The 15,869-nt window shown below is 54.4% G+C and carries 19 protein-coding genes; 7 read left to right on the top strand and 12 right to left on the bottom strand.

The genetic code is table 11. The features are described from left to right. Nucleotides 1-16 precede the first annotated feature (16 nt). From ACIX9_RS07295 to ACIX9_RS07285, 3 genes are all read left to right on the top strand, one after another. The gene (locus tag ACIX9_RS07295; RefSeq protein ID WP_013579834.1) at nucleotides 17-199 is read left to right on the top strand and encodes a hypothetical protein; all 183 of its coding nucleotides are present in this window, start codon (nucleotides 17-19) and stop codon (nucleotides 197-199) included. Between the two features lie 571 nt (nucleotides 200-770). Continuing rightward, entirely contained in the window at nucleotides 771-1,139 is a 369-nt protein-coding gene (locus ACIX9_RS26355; protein ID WP_198152175.1) for a hypothetical protein, read from the top strand. 150 nt (nucleotides 1,140-1,289) lie between these two features. Next, entirely contained in the window at nucleotides 1,290-1,652 is a 363-nt protein-coding gene (locus tag ACIX9_RS07285; protein ID WP_013579833.1) for a hypothetical protein, read from the top strand. A 12-nt stretch (nucleotides 1,653-1,664) separates the two neighbouring features. Here the strand turns inward: ACIX9_RS07285 and ACIX9_RS07280 are convergent, their stop codons facing one another. The 6 genes from ACIX9_RS07280 to ACIX9_RS07255 form a co-directional block, all read right to left on the bottom strand. Further along, nucleotides 1,665-2,273 carry an RES family NAD+ phosphorylase gene (locus ACIX9_RS07280; RefSeq protein ID WP_013579832.1) on the bottom strand — a complete coding sequence of 203 codons (609 nt, stop codon included), beginning with the start codon at nucleotides 2,271-2,273 and terminating at the stop codon, nucleotides 1,665-1,667. Then, the gene (locus ACIX9_RS07275) at nucleotides 2,270-2,992 is read right to left on the bottom strand and encodes a helix-turn-helix domain-containing protein (RefSeq protein ID WP_013579831.1); all 723 of its coding nucleotides are present in this window, start codon (nucleotides 2,990-2,992) and stop codon (nucleotides 2,270-2,272) included. Before ACIX9_RS07275 ends, ACIX9_RS07280 begins: the two co-directional genes overlap by 4 nt. A 94-nt stretch (nucleotides 2,993-3,086) precedes the next feature. Then, nucleotides 3,087-4,031, bottom strand: coding sequence for a LysR family transcriptional regulator (locus ACIX9_RS07270; protein WP_013579830.1), 945 nt, complete (start codon nucleotides 4,029-4,031; stop codon nucleotides 3,087-3,089). Nucleotides 4,032-4,289: 258 nt separating this feature from the next. Further along, a complete protein-coding gene (locus ACIX9_RS07265; RefSeq protein WP_041597230.1) occupies nucleotides 4,290-5,249 on the bottom strand; it encodes an IS5 family transposase in 960 nt (319 codons plus the stop codon). A 78-nt stretch (nucleotides 5,250-5,327) separates the two neighbouring features. Beyond that, complete coding sequence (locus ACIX9_RS07260; protein ID WP_013579829.1) at nucleotides 5,328-6,110, bottom strand: SDR family NAD(P)-dependent oxidoreductase; 783 nt, start codon at nucleotides 6,108-6,110, stop codon at nucleotides 5,328-5,330. Between the two features lie 88 nt (nucleotides 6,111-6,198). Continuing rightward, the gene (locus tag ACIX9_RS07255) at nucleotides 6,199-6,948 is read right to left on the bottom strand and encodes an SDR family NAD(P)-dependent oxidoreductase (RefSeq protein ID WP_013579828.1); all 750 of its coding nucleotides are present in this window, start codon (nucleotides 6,946-6,948) and stop codon (nucleotides 6,199-6,201) included. 98 nt (nucleotides 6,949-7,046) lie between these two features. Between ACIX9_RS07255 and ACIX9_RS07250 the strand changes: the two genes are divergently transcribed. Next, nucleotides 7,047-7,664, top strand: coding sequence for a TetR/AcrR family transcriptional regulator (locus ACIX9_RS07250; protein WP_232298815.1), 618 nt, complete (start codon nucleotides 7,047-7,049; stop codon nucleotides 7,662-7,664). 8 nt (nucleotides 7,665-7,672) lie between these two features. Here ACIX9_RS07250 and ACIX9_RS07245 read toward each other — a convergent pair whose 3' ends face one another. The 5 genes from ACIX9_RS07245 to ACIX9_RS07225 form a co-directional block, all read right to left on the bottom strand. Beyond that, complete coding sequence (locus ACIX9_RS07245) at nucleotides 7,673-8,431, bottom strand: nuclear transport factor 2 family protein (protein WP_013579826.1); 759 nt, start codon at nucleotides 8,429-8,431, stop codon at nucleotides 7,673-7,675. A gap of 78 nt (nucleotides 8,432-8,509) precedes the next feature. Further along, nucleotides 8,510-9,013, bottom strand: coding sequence for an SRPBCC domain-containing protein (locus tag ACIX9_RS07240; RefSeq protein ID WP_013579825.1), 504 nt, complete (start codon nucleotides 9,011-9,013; stop codon nucleotides 8,510-8,512). 50 nt (nucleotides 9,014-9,063) lie between these two features. Continuing rightward, nucleotides 9,064-9,960 carry a polysaccharide deacetylase family protein gene (locus ACIX9_RS07235; protein WP_013579824.1) on the bottom strand — a complete coding sequence of 299 codons (897 nt, stop codon included), beginning with the start codon at nucleotides 9,958-9,960 and terminating at the stop codon, nucleotides 9,064-9,066. Nucleotides 9,961-10,009: 49 nt separating this feature from the next. Continuing rightward, nucleotides 10,010-10,606: an NADPH-dependent F420 reductase gene (locus tag ACIX9_RS07230; RefSeq protein WP_013579823.1), complete on the bottom strand. Its 597-nt coding sequence runs from the start codon at nucleotides 10,604-10,606 to the stop codon at nucleotides 10,010-10,012. 56 nt (nucleotides 10,607-10,662) lie between these two features. Beyond that, entirely contained in the window at nucleotides 10,663-11,190 is a 528-nt protein-coding gene (locus tag ACIX9_RS07225; protein WP_013579822.1) for an SRPBCC domain-containing protein, read from the bottom strand. 910 nt (nucleotides 11,191-12,100) lie between these two features. On the opposite strand from ACIX9_RS07225, the gene ACIX9_RS26350 reads away from it, so the two are divergent. From ACIX9_RS26350 to ACIX9_RS23630, 3 genes are all read left to right on the top strand, one after another. Then, nucleotides 12,101-13,030 (top strand): helix-turn-helix domain-containing protein, encoded by a 930-nt coding sequence (locus ACIX9_RS26350; RefSeq protein ID WP_013579820.1) that lies wholly within the window; start codon nucleotides 12,101-12,103, stop codon nucleotides 13,028-13,030. A 215-nt stretch (nucleotides 13,031-13,245) separates the two neighbouring features. Then, a complete protein-coding gene (locus ACIX9_RS07210) occupies nucleotides 13,246-13,815 on the top strand; it encodes a hypothetical protein (RefSeq protein ID WP_013579818.1) in 570 nt (189 codons plus the stop codon). Between the two features lie 93 nt (nucleotides 13,816-13,908). After that, a complete protein-coding gene (locus ACIX9_RS23630; protein ID WP_049789243.1) occupies nucleotides 13,909-14,682 on the top strand; it encodes an alpha/beta fold hydrolase in 774 nt (257 codons plus the stop codon). 317 nt (nucleotides 14,683-14,999) lie between these two features. Here ACIX9_RS23630 and ACIX9_RS23625 read toward each other — a convergent pair whose 3' ends face one another. Next, nucleotides 15,000-15,857 carry a CPBP family intramembrane glutamic endopeptidase gene (locus ACIX9_RS23625; protein WP_049789242.1) on the bottom strand — a complete coding sequence of 286 codons (858 nt, stop codon included), beginning with the start codon at nucleotides 15,855-15,857 and terminating at the stop codon, nucleotides 15,000-15,002. Between the last annotated feature and the right edge of the window lie 12 nt (nucleotides 15,858-15,869).

The raw sequence follows: 15,869 nt of genomic DNA, 5'->3' as shown, positions 1-15,869 counted from the left end.
AGGCTAAAGTGCTGTCATGGACATGTGTAAAATCCTGTTCGGCGATCTCATAGGCGACGACACGGGACAGAACGTGCTCGAATACGCTTTCATCGCCGCATTGATCGCCCTCGGCGCCATCGCGTCCATGTCCAGCCTCTCCAGCAAACTCGCTGACTTCTTCGCAGCCGTCGGCACCCGTCTCACCAGCTCCACTTAGCGTGTCCCGCATGGTTGTGCGTCGGCCCCGATGTATGGCGGACTGATACCACATGACGAAAGTGAAGGAGTGAACCCACGGCACAAGTGAGACGATCGCTGGAGAAGACGCTTTCTATGACTTTACAAAGTCGCTGATGGCCGCCCGCCAAGAGATTGCGTCCGTCGATTCATCTGACGCCGTGCCGCGTCGTTGGCATGATCGGCTCTCGATGATCGCCTTCGCATCACGACATCCCTTGTTGATGACCGCATTCGTAAGCGCAGAAAAGTCCGCCTGCACTCACACGCCTTCGGACGCTCACGCGCTTTATTTTCCTGTAAGTCACTGTAGAACAACAACATCCTCGCGTGCGAGGATGTTTGGGGAGGTGCGAGGAAGTTCAAGTTTTAGGTGTTTTGTTTGCCCCCCAGGGATACACAGGCGTTGTAAATAAAGGAGATATGCGAGTTTTCCACATCGTCCCCCACGCCCTTCCCCACACGCGAAATGGGGATTCAAATGGCGATTTCTGGGACGGCTTTCCAGCCGTTTTTGGATGCCTTCAGACTTCGAAAGTTAGTCTATGAGAATGCCGATCTGGATGCTCGCCGAGGGAGTTTCGAAGTACCCCGATGGTACCGCGTTTGTGCTCGACTGTGATGCCTGTGCTTCGAGGTTTGGAATGTGCGACAGCGATGTGACGGGAACTGCTCCGATGAGCGAATTGCTGAGCGAGATCGACTCGACAGATTGGCAAGTACGTCGAAGCGACAACCCGGCTGTGACCACGAAGTTCATTTGTCCCGCCTGTCAGGTGATGGAGCGTGATTCCGGTCGGTTGCGACTGCCAGATATCACTGAGGAGCGAGCCTCGCCCTTCGAAAGAATGAGGGCTGCCGGCGAAGAGCTTAGGGTCGGCAGTTTGCGGAGATGGCGAGAGCATTTGAAGGGTGAATAGCACCGCCACGACGTGCCCAACGCAGTCACCCATTATTCGCGCATGGCTCAAAATCTCACTCTATGTTTCCCAACAGACAGACAGCACTTGTGGAACGAATACTATAGAAGTGGATACAGTTCCATACGAGGCGTTGTTCTGAGACAGTGAATGTCCGAGCGAAAATGGATTCTCGTGTTTGGCATCGACGCGATGTTGCTCGACACGCGCACTCGACTTCTGGAGAGCGCCGGGTTTCAGGTCGCACGGTCCGCAAGTCTTGAAGAAGTTGAATGTCAGCTGAATCAAAGGGTCATCTCCCTCCTCCTCCTCTGCCATACGCTGTCTTCTTCGGACTGCGAACGCGCGATCATGACCGCTCACTCGATCAATCCAAAGACTGTCACTCTAGTGTTAGCGGCGGTGACGAGTCCGTGCATCGAGAAGAGCGACGTTTTTGTACATCAAATGAGTGGCCCTCAAAAGCTCTTGGAGACAGTAGAAGCTGTTCTCAACGGCAAATTGGAGAAGTAAAAAAATCGCCGATCATAAATTGTCATTAAGAAGTTGAAGGCCCTGACGCTTTGCGGCGATTTTCGTTGCCTCTTGAATGAACTCGTCTTCATTCTGAATCCTGAGCGCACCTGCCTTACAGTTTGCGACGTAGACGATCAAATTGTCGTCGCCACCTTCGACGACGCTCGGAAAGATCACTCCTTGAATACCGGCTTTTTCGAGTTGCGTCGCGACATAGACGGATGCTGTTAAATCGCTTTCATCGAGGCAGGCCTTCCTAACGTCCCCACCTGGACCAGATGATCCGAGGGACTCCAGTCTCAGCACGCGCTCCAGTCTGGCCGTCACGGCAAACACAACACGCGGATACTTCGCCGTGCTGATGAGCGCTGAACCCCCGAGCCGCGACTTCCGTGCTGTGGTCTCTTTGCTGGCGCCTGTATCGGTTGTCGAAAGGTACACAGCACGCACGCCAACAGCCGCAAAGCGACCTCCGCTGGCCACTGTGCCCTCTCCGCTCAGGACATCGTCGGGGTCCATCCATCGCCGTTCGACACTACGAAAGAACGTCTCCGTGACGGGGCCTGCCGTGCCAATCCAACTCTTGATTGCGGCACGCTGCTTGGCAGTGAATGTCAAACGGGCTGGCCCTCACGCAATCTGTCGAACTCAATCACGATGTCTCGCATCCGGCCTTCGACAATCAGTTGCTGCGGTGTGCGACTACCGAAAGCTTCCAGAGGGGAGGAGAGCCACTCCGTCTCCTTGGGAGCTACGACATAGTCGTCCATTCTGGATAGAAGATCGCGGAGGTCGCCTGTCTTCTTTGCCAACAGACTCGTGCCTTTCCCAACCTCCCAGTTTTGGAGTGTTCGGACGGTCACGTTCAAGGCGCTTGCCAACTGCGTCTGACTCAACCCCAAGCGTCGCCTTGCTTCGAGTAGATCGAATGAACTCGCATGGTTCTCCTGATGGCGGACGTGAGCACGAATGTTCCGCGCCTTGAGGAGTTGCCGCAAATGCGGAAAGTTGAACGCCCACTCCGCGCTAATCCCTTTCCGCCGGCCCATCATTGTTCCCACCTTGAATGCGAAGTCTGCGGACTGATGGGGAACGTAGAAGACAATCGAAGAGACCTTAGCATTGCGAAGCGCGGCAAGGGTCGTCTCGATCGCGCTGTCCTCCTCGGAATGGGACAGGTAGACGACGCCCACTTGCCCTTTGCTGAAAACGGGACCCTTCTCATTACCCGCTGTGCGGAATTTCGGGCCATAAGACGCAAAGACAGATTTCGCTTCTTCGAGCGCCTGCGGCTTCGTCCAGACGATCAGTTCATCGGTTTGAGTTGCAGTTTGCATCGCGGCCTCTGCAAACCATTATACGCATTTATTCGTGCCATACGAAGTTTTGCGTTTCCGCCGTTGAGAAGACTTCGCGAAGGCTCGATCTATCTTAGAGTCCAAGGCGCATTTGCCCTGAAGAATCAACGATATTTCCGTTTGGAATCACTTTCCGCAGAAAAGCTCGCCCGAATTCATTCACGAGACGAGACGACTCATCTGCACGGAGGACCAAATAACTTCGCACTTGGAGGGCTGCCTCCGACAGCGGCCTGACTGCAATTTCTTGGCTTTGCATTGTGTCTGACACACCCTTTGGAACGAAGGCGACACCAAGGTTCTCGGTGATGAGCTGAACCACCTCTTGCGCGCCTAGGTAATGATGCAATTCCACCGGAGAGATGCCGGCTTGCCGTCCGACTTCCAACACCCGTTCATAGATCTTTGGATGGGTTCTACGAGAAAAGATTATCCAACCAATGCCGGCTAGATCCTGCATCGTGACACTTCTCCGGTGCGCCGCAGGGTGATCGGCCGGCATCGCAATGCAGAGCGGCGCTGTCGCTATTAGGACGTTCGTGAGGAGTGGATTGTCTGAAGGCTCAGTGATAATTGCCAGATCAAGCTCGGCGGCCACTACGGCATGCGCCAAATCAAGAGCAAACATGCTTTCCATACGTAATCGCAAGTCCGGATGTAGAGGGAGATGAACGCTTAGAAGAGCGGAGACAAGGCCCGGATCAATGTATGGAGAGTGCCCGACGGTGAGAACAGGCAGAACCTCCTCATGCGTTGCGCGAGCAAGCCTCAAAGATTTCTCAAACAATGCTAGGGCATCCTTACATCCTCTGACGAAGACTTGCCCGGCATCGGTCAGCTCCACCTTCTTCTGCGTTCGTTTGAAGATGGTGAATCCAACTCGGCCTTCGAGTTCAGCGATCTGCTTGCTGAGCGCTGGCTGGGTAATCTTAAGGCGTTCGGCAGCTCTCGTGAAATTAAGTTCATCCGCGAGAGTGATTGCCGCAAGCTGTAGCCGGGTTTCGACCGTGAGGGACAAATCTCCACATCCTCGCCGGTGTTTCTGTTGGGGCCGATTTGAAGGTTGTTGAGTCTGGTAGCTAGACAGACTCGTTTGTGTTGTGGTGTAAGACGTGTAGGGCAAACATACCTAGGGAGCCTCTGCGCAGGCGGCCGATTTGACGATGTCGGTGTGTGACTTGAGTCGGCGGCCAAGTTTTTCTGCGGTTGGGCCGTGCTTTGCTTGTTCTGGCTGGGGTTTGTGCGGAGTCGAAGACTCATAGCCCGTCTCCCGGCGCTAGGCGGCGGTTCCCGCCAGGTGCTTGCGGTGGAGGTAGAGGTTGATGAGGGCGAAGTTGGCGCATAGCCGGTGATGGTTCTTGGCGATGCCTCTGTAGCGTACCTTGTCGAAGCCGAAGACGCGCTTCAGGATACGGAAGACGTGTTCTACTTTCGCTCTTACTTTTGATTTCGTCGTATTCTTCTTCTTTGCCGCTTCATCGACATAGTTCTTGAACCTGGTTCGCTTGCAGGTCATGTCCTGGGCCTTGGGCGCGGCCTGCCGGATGGCCTTGGTCTGGCCTTGATAGCCGCCGTCGCCCCACACCTTGCGCTCCTCCCCATGTAGCAGATCCGGCAGCATGTGTACGTCGGAGACGTTGGCCGCCGACGTTGCCACTGAGTGCACGTGACCTTCTTTTGCATCAACGCCGATGTGCGCCTTCAGTCCGAAGTACCACTGCTTGCCCTTACGAGTCTGACGCATCGCCGGATCACGCTCTTTCTTCTCGTTCTTGGTCGAAGAAGGCGCATGAATAATGGTCGCATCCACGATCGTGCCGGTCTCGATGCGGATGCCCCTGGCCGCCAGATGCAGGTTCACCGCGTCGAGCATGGCACCGCCAAGGTCATGCTTTTCGAGCAGGTGGCGGAAGCGCAGCACTGTCGTTTCATCCGGTGCCGGAGCCACGCCCAGGTCAACACCAGCGAACCGCCGCAGCGTGAAGGACTCATAAAACGCCTCTTCGACGCCGGGGTCGGACAAGTTGAACCACTGTTGCATAAAGTACGTCCGAAGCATGATCGCAAGCCCGACAGGACGACGGCCGTTGCCGGCCTTCGGGTAGTGCGGTTCGACCAGAGCCTGTAACTCGGGCCACGGAACAACCACTTCCATCTCATCCAAAAACAGCTCCCGCCGAGACTTCCGCCCATACTTCTCAAAGATCGACTGGGACGCAAACGTCTGCTGCTTCATCGCCATCCACCCCTAACCATCAGATTAATCCATCAGGCCGCGGACGCAGAACTTGTGCAGAGTTTCCCTAGCTCGCTCTCAGCCCTTCCCCAAGAGATTGAGGAAGTTTGGTTGGCCGTTGGACGCACCGAGCCCGCCGTCGACCGGCAAAATAACACCATTGATGAAAACCGCATCATCACTTGCAAGGAAGGCAATCACCCCGGCGATGTCACCCGGCGTCGCAGCTCTGCCGATGGGCAGGCGTTCACGAAAAGCCGAGAGCACGGCTTCATTCTTCTCAAGCTCGCCCGTCGCTTCCGTCGAGGTGAGACTCGGCGCCACTGCGTTGACCCGAACGCCGCGCGAGCCATACTCCAGCGCCAAGGCCCGCGTGAAATTTGTAATGGCGCCTTTGGCAGCGTTATACGAGCTCATTCCCCAATCTCCTCCGATACCAGACGCAGAGGAGAGATTGACGATGGACCCCTTTGTCTTCAACAGATGAGGTAGAGCCTCGCGAGAGGTAAAGTAGACGCTATCGAGGTCAGTACTGAGCACCTTGCGCCAATCTTGCGTGGTTGTTTGCTCAAACGGTCCAAAAATCGCGATTCCCGCATTGTTGATCAATACATCGAGTTTCCCAAACCTACGGACCGTATCCGCTATAAGCGACTTTACGTAGCCTTCATCCGAGACATCTCCAGCATGGACAAGCGTCTTGGCCTGGTCGAATCCCTCCAGAGTCTCGCGTAGCTTGTGTTCGCGCCTTCCGTTGAGCGCCACGGAGGCACCTTCTTGTAGAAAGCGACGCGCTGTGCCAGCGCCAATACCGGAACCGGCTCCCGTGACAATGACCACTTTTCCTTCGAATCGATTCATGCGTTCTCCAATTTGGGTTGTTACTCTATCAAGTTTCCGTAACCGCGAGCCGCTCCCTTTGAGAGCGGCTCTTTGAAAACAACCTTGCCTAGACTTGGCCTATTCCGCCGTCCGCCATCAGATCGGAGCCAGTCAAATAGGAACTTTGTTCGGATCCTAGGAAGACTGCGGCGTTTGCGATCTCCTGGGCTCGTGCAAGTCGCCCAAGTGGCACCATGCTCTTGTACATGTTGACCACAGCGTCATAGTCCCCCAGTCCCGCCGCCTGATCGGAGAGCATCGGCGTGTCAGTGACGCCGGGGCTCAACGTGTTCACCCGAATGCCCCGGTCTTTGAATTCTGCCGCCCAAGTCCGGGCATACGAGCGCATTGCCGCCTTGGTCGCAGCGTAGGCGGTGTGGCCAGGAATTCCCATCAGGTGCATGGCCGAGGACACCAAGATGATCGAGCCGTTACCCTTCATTAAGGGCAATAACTTCTGTACCAGGAAAACGGGAGCTCTCCCATTCAAGTTGAAGACCTTGTCAAAATGTTCCGGTGTAAGCGAATCGATTTCTCCCTGCTCGGTTATTCCAGCACTGGAGACGATGATGTCAACTTTGCCTTTCTGGGTCTTCACCGTGGTTGCAATACGATCGAGGTCATCGAGGCTCGTAACATCTGCTGCGATAGCCGTCACGTTCTTGCCGATAAGCGCCACCGCCTTATCCAACTCCGTTTGCCGACGAGCCGTGATGAAGACGTAGGCTCCCTCTTCCACGAAGCGCTGGGCGGTCGCAAGACCGATCCCACTGTTTCCTCCCGTGATTACAGCTACCTTTCCATCGAGTGCGCTCATCTTCAATCTCCTCTATCCGGCCCGCTTATTACGGAACACTCACTACAGATGTCTAAACCTACGCAACGGATGCATGAAATGGCGCTCTAATATAGAGAGTGGCGAACAAACATATGAAGACAGCGAACGGAAAAACGGGACGACCGATCAGTTTTGACAAGAACGCGGCGTTAGAGGCGGCAATGCTCCTTTTTTGGGAACGAGGCTTCGAGGGTACTTCGATGGCCGACCTGACTCAAGCAATGGGTTTGAATCCCTCTAGCATTTATGCAGCCTTCGGTGACAAACACGCATTGTTTTCAAACGCGGTAAAGCGTTACTTGGAGACTCGCACGCAATATGCAACGGATGCACTGGGTGAACCCACACTCGAAAAGGCAGTTCGGGCGCTCTTCCACAACACGATTGCGTTTCTCACGACGCCTGGCCATCCCTCCACTTGCATGACGCTGGCCGGGGCGATGGGTTGCAGCGTGGACGCGACGCCCGCTCGCGACCTCATGACAGAAATTCGAAGGCATAATGAAGTCGAAATGAAAGACCGCTTCCTCGAAGCCCGAAAAAGCGGAGAGCTGACTAAAGACATCAACGTGGACGACTATACCCGCTATATCTCCATGATGGTCGCTGGCCTATCCGTCCAAGCAGCAAACGGCTCGACCAAGACCGAGCTAAAGCGGACGGCCGAACTAGCCCTTCACTACCTTGGATACTGAGACTTAAACTAGAGGAGTTTGATACTGTTTTTCCTGTCCGCTTCAGAGGGTATCTCTTCAGGGAATCCCCAGCGCTCAGCAATCTTCGAACCATCGACTCGATACAAATCGACGTAGGCGCAAGGTTCTCCTTGATGCGTCCCATTGGCTAGAATGAAAACGAAATCGCCCTGCCCCAAGACAAATTTGATTTCATCGATTGTTCTGTTCTTCACCAGTCGTTCCAGATCTTGTTTGAAGTTTGAGACTCCGTCGCGCACGCCGGGCTCGTGGCGGATGCAGTGGTCTCCCTCAAAATATTGCGGAATCTTGCTATGGTCCCCACCAACGTGGACGGTCTCGTAGTATCTCCTGACAAGTGCTTTGTTCTCGTCTGAGTCCACTGAAAGATCTGCTTCGGTGGGACCATCGGTCTGAGTGTGCCCACTCTCATTCGGATGAGCCGAATTCGCCGAAAGGACCCAATGTTCTGTAATGAAGCCGGCCTCAAGTCGGAAAAGGTCGAAGAAGATGTTCTGACCGAGGACCACTCCCTCAGCGTGAGTAAACACGTAGGGACCGTCATGGAAGGCTCGAATTACCTGAAGATGGTGTTCCTCTTTGGACGAACGAATGAAAAAGCCTCTCAGGCCATCAGTCCCATCGCCGGAGCGCGGATTGTGTTCTACGTACCTCTTCGGGTCGATTTGTGCGGTCGCAAGTTCCGGATCCCCGGAGCTAAGCCCATGAAGGAAGGTGAGTACCTTTTCGATGTCAGTGTTTGCCATTCTTATTTCCTTTCGGCGAATTCCTTTTTCAGAGAGTTTCGCTGAATCGGGCCGGTGAACTGGTCCGTGGTTGAGACTTCAGCCCTCTGTCTTGGCGGCTTCCGCCTCTGCTGCGCGCGCAAGCTTTTCGACCCATTCCTGGTGATAGCTGTAGAGACCACCGGGATGTTTCCGCCCGAGCGCCTCAAGAAAATAGGGGCCTTGCTGCGTCTCCTCAGAAAGGACATGACAACCTCTGTCCGTGGGCGTTATGACCCAACCGTGATAGGCGCTAGAACCCGTTTCATCGCCATCGACTGTTGTCGACCACGAAAGTCTTGTGTTCGGCTCATACTCCGTAACGATAAGTCTTGTGGGAATGCCAACGGTCATCCGGGTCCATTTTGTCCCGAGCTCCAGTTCCGCCTCGCCACTCAGGATCTTCACTTGATTTTCGGCAGGAAAGTAGCTCGACCAATGCTCGGCGTCTACTAACAATTTCCAAATCATTTCAGGCGGCGCTTTCACGTCAATGTCGTTGAGTGCGTAGATCGCAGAGGTTTTTGGATCAAAGCGGTGTGGCCAAATCACGTGGTTATACATTTGTGTTTCTCCTTCTGAGTCTGCCTCTTTGCATTTGTCGGGGCTTTTCTTTATGCAGCGGAGCCCGGCAGGCCGGTAGTTGTCGGTGCGCCGCGTTCGTAGATTGGCGTAATGTCCCTATGCTCCAGCGCCAAGGCCGCGATCTCATCTTTGCGGGCGAACCATACATCGGTTTTGGATCGTGCGTAGGTGAGAAAGCGATCAAGCACGCGGACACGGTTGGCGTGACCCGAGATGCGGTCGTGCAGACCAATGACCATCATTCGTCTGCGGTGAGCGCCCTCCTCATAGAGTTGGTCGAATTCGTCTCTAAGTGCCTGCTCGTAAGCGACCGGATTCCACCCCACAAACGTGAACGAAGCAATGTCGTTCAGATGCAGAGTGTACGGTACTGTCACAAAATCGCCGCCCTTCAGTTTGATAATGAACGGCTGGTCTGCACTTGGTTCATCAATGTGGTAAACGAAGCCGAGACTCTGAAGTATGTCGAGCGTATGCGGTGAGTTGCGAACGAAGTAGGCGTTCCATCCAACTGGTGTCTGACCGGTAGCCCTTTGAATGCTCTCCATGCCATCGACAATGAACCGTCGTTCGCTTTCTCGATCGAGAAGATAGCTGTTCTGCCAAGAGCGGCCATGAGCGCCAGCTTCATGGCCGCGTCTTACGATCTCGCGAGCGAGGTCCGGGGCCTTGTCTACGGCTTGGCCGATCATGAAAGATGAGAGTTTCACCTGATGTTTATCCATCAGGTCGAGTATCCGAGGAATGCCCTCGTAAATGCCGTACTGGAAAACACCGTTGGTCGCCAAATCGGGCAGGCCCTTTTCCATTGGCTCTTCGAAAAACCCCGGTGCGCCTGATATCGGCTGCCCCCCGCCCTCGAACATCAGCGAGAAGCTGACGGCGAGGCGGGCACCATTAGGCCAGAACGAGACGGTTGGTTGCATGAGGCTCTCCCTTCAGGCGAATGATCGAACAAGACGGCGACTCGCTCCTCTAGAACTTGACGAAATCCTGAAAGATCAGCTGCGCCCAAGTCTTTCCTCGCGCTTGTACCAGCAAGCCTCCCTCTGTGAGCTTGCCAAGTTTGACAGGAGCGAAGCCAAGTCGTTCAACCAGAGTTGCTACTTTGTCTGCGGCACTTTCATCGTCACTTGAGAGAAAGACAACGCGCCGCCCGTCCTTAACCTTTGGGTCTTGGGCCAAGACTTCGGCGGGCAAATGGTTGAAGGCTTTTACCAACGTCGCTCCGGGAAAGGAGTGAGAGACGACTACAGAGGACGGAAGATCCTCTAGTTCCTCTGGAGAAACGCCATAAGCGTTGATTACGTCGATCACTATCTTGCCCTGCCAACTGCGGGCAGCTTTGGCAACTTCCTTCTGGGTTCCGAAAGGGATTGCCAAGAAAATGATGTCCGCTTCGACTGCGTCCTTCAAAGCTTTGGGAATGATTGTTGGTCCGATTGCCTTTGCGATGGGTTCGAGCAGCTCGACCGATCGTCTGCTTGCTATTGCGACTTCAAGATTCTTGCGTGCAAACGCGGTAGCGAGTGCTTTGCCGACATTGCCGGAACCAATAATTGCGTAACCCATGGATCATCCTCCTGCAGTTCTGTTGAGGTATCGATTGTTTCGAAGACGAACAGTGACTATTTATCCGTCTCTTCTTCATTGCGATGGTTTGTCCGCTCTTCCGCGATGTTCGCGAGGCTCGCGAGAAGTTTTTCGTGCGTAAGCCAGAAAGCGTCGGGAGCTTTCTTGGCTAATTCAATCCAAAGGGGACCTCTCATCGTCTCCTCGGTCCGGAGGTGGCACCCACTAGGAGTGGGCGTAATGATCCAAGCGTGGTAAGCCTTGGACTCTTCCGAGTCAATTGGACCACCGTACCAAGCGATCCGCGTCAGAGGCTCGAATTCTTGCACCGATGCGAGTACCTGTTGTCCAGCCAGTTTGGTTTCGAACCGAACTCCCAAGCTGAGCGAATTACTTCCCTGAAGCGATGGAGCCTGTTCGACGCCTGGATAGAAGTGGGGCCAAGCGTAGGGGTCTGTGAGTAGCGACCAAATGGTTTTAGAAGATGCTGCTACTTGGCGCTCGTTGGTGAAATGGATGGGACAGCGACTGGGAGCCATGTCGTCAGGCCATTTGACTGCTTCCCACTGAATCAAATCCTTCATACCAACCTCCCTGTAGTTCGCCTTTGCATTGCAACGACAATCAGCCCACCTTTATGGAACAACTATTACAGATGTGCCATACTTTGAATTGGATGTCTCTTGCGATCGCTTATGAGGGAGGTGTAGATCTAACAGGCAAGAGCAAACGCGATAGGTTGGCTGGTGCCAACGGACACGGAATGGGCATGAGACCGAATTCAGCTAAGGACGCTTTCCCTGCGCTTATCGAAGCGTCGATCGATGGCGGGTTCGTTAATGCTTTCGGCTCTCTTTATGAGCACATTTGCACCCGAGGCGTGGGCCACAATATCGTCGTAAAGATGGTCTTCTAATGCACCAGGCGTGCCCAAGATAAGGATGCTCGTCCTGGGCCATTGCCACCTGACCGCCTCTGCTGACGCTTGCAACGCGACAGCCCCGAGTTCGTCACTTAGGACCGCACAGGGGATCCGAATTGAGCCGGACATCAGATATATGTCTTTCGCATCATGGGCCACCGTTACACTAAACCGGGATCCTTCAAGTTGCTGTGAGACCCTCGATACTTTTGGCCATCGAGGTTCGATCAGTAAGAGCGTCGAACTCTCCTGGCTGCCAAGACCACAAGTATTAATTTTCGAGCTGATCAAGGTTTTCATGTTCACTTCCAGCTGCGCAGGTTTACAAACGCTTTGTTTTGGAAGAGGAACTCGAGCAGGCTCGTAATTCCATCTTGTACACAGCCCTCTACCCGCGGTCCGGCGTTGCTGCTGGTCAATGTGTAACAGGAGCATGTGACTGCTGCTTTTGAAAACACGCGATGTTGTCAAAAACGAGCGAATCTTGCACGAGAATCGGCAGGCCGTACAGGTACGGGGCAGACCTAAACTGTCCGCAGAAGCTACAAAACTTCGAGGTAAGGGAGTGAGGAATGAAGAGTCGAGAGAGTACAGTCAAATTGCGTTACCCCGGCGGCCGTTTCCGGCGTGAGTGGATAAGCGATGCTGCAGGGTGGCAGTCACTGCGTCTCCGCATAAGCGAGTGGCATCTCACCTCCGCAGATGTCATTGAACCACCACCGTCTGATGATCCGTCGTTCAGTGTGCTGCTCAACTCAGCTTTTCACTTGGATGAACGTTTTCGAGGGCAGTGGCGCGGGCAACTGTACACCAAGGGGACTGGAGAACTCTCCCCGGCTCGTCACCAGCGGCGCCTCCGGCAAAACTTTGTTGGGCAAGGGTCCCTTAATACCCTGGGGGTCCACATTCCTCAAGCTACCGTGGACCGTGTAGCGCAAGAGTTATCAACGCCGGGAAACGCAGTGGGAAGTTCTCTCCAAGACCTGCCGTTTATGGATGATCGCCCACTTAGCGGGTTTAGCTTTACGGTATTGGCCGCACTCAGAGACAAGGCACCTGATTTTTACGCGCAGTCGGCCGCACAATGGCTTGCTGCTCATCTTCTACTTGGCCCGTTCAAGGCCTTCGAATGGCATCAATCTCTGACACACGAGCGGGTCTCCGACCACCGATTAATCAGGGTCTTGGAATACATCGACGCTCATCTATCGGAGCACCTCGACCTCCGCATCCTTTCGCAAGAAGCAGGTCTGAGTCCATTTCACTTTGCCGCACTATTCAATAAGGCGGTAGGAGCGACTCCGCACCGTCATGTACATCACCTGAGAATGAAGACCGCACAATCCATGCTCAGGACAACAGACAAAAGTACCCTTGAAATTGCTTTGGCCTGCGGGTTCGGAAGCGCCTCCCATTTTGCGAGTGCATTCCGTCGAGAATTCTTGCAAACCCCGACGGAATACAGATCGTCACAACAATTCTCCGAAATAACCTCCAGTTAGCCTCGGTGCTGGTCAAGCGACTCTGGCATAGTTTATAAGAACTCACTCCTGTAATATGGAGCAGTCATTCCATATGACAAACGCACAGCGATAACGAGTGCGAGCTAAGGAGTCAGAATGCAATTCGTCGTAGGAGTTCTCCTGTTCGTCTTAGTTGTTGGGTTGGTAGACCGTCGTCTTCCCTGGCCCCCTGCCAAGCAAAAAGAGGTGGTCAATTGATCGCCGGCCATTTTGGTTTTGCAGCCATCGTAAAATCTCGTGAGAAAACCGCGCCTCTCTGGGCGCTGATGCTTGCGACCGTATGGATTGACGTCGTGTTCATTCCTTTGTTCGTTGCTCATCGGGAAACAGCACAGCAGGTGCATGCCGGATACGGCGGACTCATCATTCATGCGGACTACACGCACTCGATCGTTGGTATGCTCGCTCTGTCCGCGATCTTAGGTGCGATGTTCCTGCCCCGGCTGGGTAGAAGGGTTGCCTTGGTGATCGCACTCGTCAGCGTCTCTCATTGGGTGCTTGACCTAGTCGTGCACCGCGGTGACATGCCAGTCCTCCCTGGCAATGTAGGCAACCTTCCGTCCTTCGGTTTCGGACTCTGGAATCATCCGCAAGCGGCGGCGTGCGTGGAGCTCGTCCTGGTTCTCGTGGGCGCGGCTACGTACTGGCGCGCCGCAATGGATGTGTCGGTTCAAGCGGGAAGAAGTAAAACTCTGGCGTCAATTTCTGCAGGACTGATCGCGGCATGCGGACTAGTTGTCCTGTTCCTCGATTACACGAGCTGAGGTGTTTCAGTGCGCCTCCTGAGCGATCCGATTGAGTCACCGAAGTAGCAGGAAGATACGGTTGCTCAAACGGGCGACGGAGACGGCAACTGAATGAAAGCCAGCAGGACTCTGACAAGACTCATCGCAATCGCACTTCTGATCTTTCTTGTAGCCGTCATTGGAGGAGCTACATTCAACGCATTGGCGATTCGTCATTACCGGAAAATCGCTGGCCTGCCGGGGAAAGTCTGTGACGTGAACGGCCATTCGCTGCACCTCTACTGCACCGGAGAGGGTTCGCCGACGATCCTACTGAGCTCAGGCCTGGGCGATGACTTTCTTGGCTGGGTGAAAGTACAGCCCGTCTTGTCAAAGCAGACGCGGGTTTGCTCCTACGACCGTGCTGGGTTTGGCTGGAGTGACTCAGGGGCCGGCGTTCAAGATGCCAACGCCATCTCATTGCAACTCCACCAACTGCTTGAGGCGGCTGCCATTCAACGTCCCTTTGTCCTTGTGGGGCACTCCATCTCGGGGATCTATCTGCGGTCCTATGCGACGCATTATCCTGCTGATTTGGCCGGCCTTGTCTTCGTCGATGGCGCCACGCCGCTTCAGGATGACAGAATCCCAAAGCAACTCGTGAAGATCCAAGAGCAGCAACGTCGTCAGATGCCTTGGCAGAAGTTGCTCATGTCGGTTGGCTGGTATCGACTCCGAGGGATATGCACTTCGATTCCATCAGGCGCTGAAGCTTATACCGCGTGGATCAAGGCGGATTCATGTATTCCGTCCAGGTGGATGCGATGGAGAATGAACTCGATGCCGAGCGAGTCTCCGGAGAAGAGACGGTTCACGCGGGTCCATTCGGTGATCTTCCGATTCTGATCCTGTCTCACGATCCGAGCGTCCTTCCATCGAATTGGCCAGTCTCCGTTTCGAGAGATACTGCCGTTGTGTGGAACCAAATGCAGGAGGAGGCGAAGGGTCTATCCAGTCAGAGCGAGCGCATCATTGCTAAAGGAAGCGATCATTACATTCAGAACGATAGGCCTGACCTAGTGAATCGCGAGATTGGTTCGTTTGTGACGATGATACGCAATCATCAGACCTTTCCGAACAACCGGTCTACTGTCAAACGGTGAAGCGAACCTGCGCCACAAGTTCCTATCCTTAATACCAAGCTCTACGCCGAAAGACCGAACTCACGCCGCGACAATCTGACAGTCTGCGCGCTTTTGTTTCTTTATGCTGCTCGTCGTGATGAAGAGAAGTCCAAGTGCTACGAAGACAGCGACAAATGCGAAGATGCTCCCTTCGGGGCCGACCGCACCGCCCGTGATCCAAATCGACCCATGCGGAGCGAAGTTGAAGAGATGACCTTCGTCCAGATAGCCACTCCCGGCTGCCCCAAACAGGGGCGCACTTATCCAATTCCAACCCGTGTGATATCCCACGGACCACCAGATCGATCGACTGCGAAAGGTTGCGTATGCCAGAACGCAACCTTGAGCGAAAAGTCGGAACAACCAGATCCGCGACGCACCAGGATTATCGAGGTGAAAGCCGGAGAACATGAGGCCGGATACCAGCACCGCGCCCCTCCAACCCAAAAACCGTTCGGCCACAACAAGCACGATAGCCCTTCCGTAAAGCTCTTCTCCAAGCGCACCAACGAAATCGAGGATCAGCCAAGCGAACCCATTTCCACATGCCGACGCCAAAGTCTGTCCTGATCGAGTGACGACGGCTGCTTCTAGACCCCAGATACTGAACATCGTCGCTAGCATTACGGCTAGACCCGTCGCTAATCCAACCAACGTGTGGCGGAGGAATCGTCGCCTGTTGAGCGGAAAGGCGATGGCCGACCGATTCAACATCTTGCAAACGGCGACCCACAGGACGCTGTTCAGCAGTAGCCGGACAAGCATCAGCGTTCCGTACCTGCTTTTGATAAGCGTGTTCGGTGAACCGCTTCGAAGGTTGAACGCATGAGTGAGCGAATGAAATATGAACAGTTCAATCGGACCGGCAATGAAGTAAGCGGCTACGACAATGGCCAATGTCCCCCAAAT

It is taken from the genome of Granulicella tundricola MP5ACTX9 (assembly GCF_000178975.2).
Classification (GTDB): Bacteria; Acidobacteriota; Terriglobia; order Terriglobales; family Acidobacteriaceae; genus Edaphobacter; species Edaphobacter tundricola.
This window is presented reverse-complemented; position numbering and strand designations above follow the sequence as displayed.